We start from the raw sequence: 3893 nt of genomic DNA on the forward strand, positions 1-3893 counted from the left end.
AGAATCCACCCAATAGGAAACAATGATAATGTCACCGCCGGATTATAATTGACCCTAGATTGCCGAAAAGAAAATGACCCACCCCTGTAGAATATTCTCCCTCTGAGAACAATCAGGAAATAGTTTCAGAGGGGAGATATATGCTAAGGAGTGGGACTGTGATCAGCTTACATGAACTTTACGCCAACGGCAAGAGCATTCGGGAAATTGCCCGCATCACGGGACTTTCCCGAAATACCGTGCGCAAATACTTGCGCGCCAACGGCATCCCCGAGCCGCACTACGGCAAAAAGAGAGGATCCAAACTCGATCCCTTCAAACCTCTCATCGACCAATTCATGGCCCAGGGAATCTTCAACTGCGAGGTGCTGCTGCGTCTACTTAGAGATCAGGGCTATACCGGCGGCATCACTCTCATCAAGGACTATGTAAAACCGCACCGGCCGCCGAGGAAAATCCCTGCCGTACAGCGATACGAAACGAAACCGGGGTACCAGACGCAAGTGGACTGGAAGATCTGCGAATATGTCGATTTGAACGGGGAAGTGCGCAAGATTCCGGTGTTTGCGATGGTGCTGGGGTATTCCCGGATGATGTACATCGAGTTTGCCAAACGGTGCGACATCCACAGTTTCTTGCGCTGCCTGATCCACGCGTTGGAGTACTTCGGCGGTGTTCCGAAGACGATGCTGACGGACCAGATGAAGACGGTTATCCTCGGCATGGGCGATGATCGAAAGCCCCGATGGCATCCGCTGTTTGAGGATTTTGCCGCAACGGTCGGCATGGTTCCGAAAGTCTGCCGCGTCCGGCGGCCGCAAACGAAGGGCAAGGTAGAACGGACCGTTCAATTTATTGAGCAGAATTTCATGCCGGGCAGACGGTTTACAGATGTGGAAGACCTGAACCGTCAGGCAAGGCAGTGGTGTGACGAGCAGAACCAGCGCATCCACGGGACGACCGGGGGAGAGACCGATTGACCGTTTGGCGCAGGAAGAACTCAGGGCACTCCCACCGGCAGATCGTCTGGCCAAATACCGGTTTGAGGTGCGAAAAGTCAGCCGGGACGGATTTGTGAGCTATGACGGCGTGCGATATGGCGTTCCCTGGAAGTACAGCGGGCGGGACGTGAAGGTGCGTCAGATCAACGGATTCATCGAGATCTACCGGGAACAAGAACTCATTGCCCGGCACAAGGAACAACATCGATCGCGGACGCTGGTGATGTGCGAACACCAATACGCGAACCTCAGCACGGCCCAGGGGTATGCATACCCGAAGCCGCAGGGCATTCAGATTCCGGTGCAGGACGTGGAAGTGCGATTGCTGGATGTGTATGAGCGGCTGGCGGAGGTGGGAACATGATCGAACTGGAACAGGCCCGACTCCGTCTGGAGGAGCTGGGGTTGGGACAAGCGTCCCAATCGCTGGATGCAATCCTCGAAGCTGCAAGCCGCAGCCAAAGCACGTATCTGTCGTTTTTGAATAAGCTGCTGGAGGCAGAGCTTCAGGAGCGTCAGCGCCGAAACGTCGAGGTGCGCATGAAACTGGCGCATTTGCCGTACCGGCGCACATTGCAGGAGTTCGACTTCTCCTTTCAGGCTGGCATAGACGAACGGCTCATCCGGGAGCTTGCCAGTTTGACGTTCATCGGTCGGCAGGAAAACATCCTGTTTCTCGGCCCTCCCGGAGTGGGCAAGACGCACCTGGCTGTAGCGATCGCCATGGAGGCGATTGGCCAGGGATTGCCTGTGTATTTCGTTTCCCTTGCCCAACTCGTGGGCGATTTGCGGAAGGCCTATGAAGAGAACCGTTTGGACAAGCGGATGCGCGTGTATCTGAGGCCGCGTCTGCTCATTGTGGACGAAGTAGGCTATCTGCCTCTGGATCCGCTGGCAGCGAATCTGTTTTTCCAACTGGTGTCGGCCCGCTATGAGAAGGGAAGCATGATCCTGACGAGCAACAAAAGCATTGGCGAGTGGGGCGAACTGATGGGTGATCCTGTTCTGGCGACAGCGGTGCTGGATCGGCTGCTGCATCACTGCCATGTCGTCAACATTCGGGGGAATAGCTACCGCCTCAAAGACAAAGTAAAAACCGGAATTTATTCGACACCAGGCACACAGGTGGGTCAATTTTATTCCGGCGCCAGTGGGTCAAATGAATTCCGGCGTTGACATGGGACTTACAAATGCATTCCACAACGGGCTTCCTTCCATTGGAAGAGAACCCCGGATCAAAACAAAAATGACGCTCAGGGGAAGTACGTCCTGGCGTCATGGTTTCGTTCATAAAGGCTGATTTCCGATCCATGTTACAACTGCATTGTAGTTGGTAACCGCGAAGGTGGGCACCGGATGATGCCACGCAGAATGGTTGCGGGCTTCTCAACGGGTTTGGCCCGGCCGCTTGGCTCGTCAAGGAGGGCCAGCGGAACCCGCGTCGTCTTGCCCGCGCCCGGTTCGGCCACAAGCACGTCATTCTGGCTGGATGTCAGGGCCTTTTTCAAGTCTGACAGCAATCGTTCATGTAAACTCAAACGTGATTCCTCCATGTATACGCTATGCCTCAAGCGTAATATGTTTCTGCGGCACAAACAAAGGATGGGACAGCCCGAAGCTCGCCCCATCCTTTGATGAACTGTACTGCCACACCTCATGAGCTATACACGTGGATTTTGGAAAGGCTTGTTTACATGCTACGACTGCCCGCATGTTCCACGAGATAAGACTCTTTGTCTTTTTATTTCATATAGTACTATCGACGCTGCACAAGAAACATTCATAGATGATGCCACCCCATCCATTGGGATCCCCACCAATGAATCAGACATTTCTTTATAATTTCTACTAAGACCAAGTGTTTCATTTCCCAAAAGTAATACTGTAGGCTTTAGGAAATCACACTGATTAATTATTTTATCACCATGCGCACTTGTTCCTATAATTTGTAAGTTTGGATGTTGACTTCTTAATGATTGAATCCACTCATACAACTCTTTATGAGAAGGTAAATTTAACACCGGAAGACTAAAAATGTACCAACCGAAGAAGCTATTGTCTCTGGGTCATATAAGTCAACAGCATGTCCGGTTATTATTAATCCATTAGCGCCAAGTGCATCGCACGAACGTATTAAGGTTCCCAAGTTTCCCTTGTTTGATGGTCTATCCATTACAACAATTAACGGGTTGTTAGTTAGTTTTATTCTGCTTAAATCATTAGCTTTCATTTTTACAATAGCTAATAATTCTGATGTATCTGTCTTTCTGCTTAATTGATCCATTAAGTGATTAGGCAATTGATATTGTATACTTGCCTTAACGTTGCTTAGTATACTCTTAGCCCAACCCGATAATTCTTTTTCTCCTGAGTAAATAAAAGAGCTTATCTCCCATTTATTCCTAATGGCTTCGTTGATATTTCTTACGCCTTCAACAAAAAATTCTTTATGTTTAAATCGTTTGTTTCGGTTTCTTTTAATGACTTCAAAGTGTTGAAAATCATTATCTTCTTTACTCAACTTTCGCAGCTTAATTTTCCGAACAAAGCCTTGATATAATTAGGCAAACTCGCAATCCATTGCTGGAGTTGACATACTACGGCAGACTGATCCCGCTTGGATTTCACTTCCGTAAATGCCATGAAAAATGCGATCAGATGTTGCAAAGCCGTTTTGAGATCCAGGTCTCGAACTTCGTCGGAAAACAGGAAAAACAGACCACCCAACGACAGCGCGTCGTTGTTGTGACGGCGTTCCCATTCCATCACGAGATAACGTGTAAACACGATCGTGGTGTGGCTGATGAGCATATCAACGACCTTGAAACTCCGTTCCCAGCTTCAGGTACGATTTGGCAAATTTGAAGAACATCTGTCGGGTAAAGGACTGGC

Annotated in this window: 3 protein-coding genes and 3 pseudogenes; 2 read left to right on the top strand and 4 right to left on the bottom strand. The window is 49.7% G+C overall.

Annotated elements, in window-relative coordinates:
• The first annotated feature begins 140 nt into the window (after positions 1–140).
• Positions 141–1365: pseudogene (gene istA, locus PACILC2_RS24705) on the top strand (IS21 family transposase).
• On the top strand, positions 1362–2177 hold the full coding sequence (gene istB, locus PACILC2_RS24710) for an IS21-like element helper ATPase IstB (RefSeq protein ID WP_213531555.1): 816 nt from the start codon (positions 1362–1364) through the stop codon (positions 2175–2177). Before istA ends, istB begins: the two are co-directional and overlap by 4 nt.
• Positions 2178–2410: 233 nt before the next feature.
• Here the strand turns inward: istB and PACILC2_RS29645 are convergent.
• The 4 genes and pseudogenes from PACILC2_RS29645 to PACILC2_RS24725 all read right to left on the bottom strand — a co-directional run.
• Positions 2411–2554, bottom strand: a pseudogene (locus tag PACILC2_RS29645) (ATP-dependent helicase HrpA); the annotation flags it as partial.
• A 144-nt stretch (positions 2555–2698) separates the two neighbouring features.
• Positions 2699–3022 (bottom strand): TrmH family RNA methyltransferase, encoded by a 324-nt coding sequence (locus PACILC2_RS29650; RefSeq protein ID WP_372447232.1) that lies wholly within the window; start codon positions 3020–3022, stop codon positions 2699–2701.
• Entirely contained in the window at positions 3016–3522 is a 507-nt protein-coding gene (locus PACILC2_RS24720; RefSeq protein WP_213531559.1) for a TrmH family RNA methyltransferase, read from the bottom strand. The genes PACILC2_RS29650 and PACILC2_RS24720 overlap by 7 nt, the downstream gene beginning before the upstream one ends.
• Positions 3519–3893: pseudogene (locus PACILC2_RS24725) on the bottom strand (IS4 family transposase); the annotation flags it as partial. The gene PACILC2_RS24720 and the pseudogene PACILC2_RS24725, both read right to left, overlap by 4 nt.

The organism is Paenibacillus cisolokensis (assembly GCF_018403665.1).
In the GTDB taxonomy this organism is placed as follows: domain Bacteria; phylum Bacillota; class Bacilli; order Paenibacillales; family Paenibacillaceae; genus Paenibacillus_AH; species Paenibacillus_AH cisolokensis.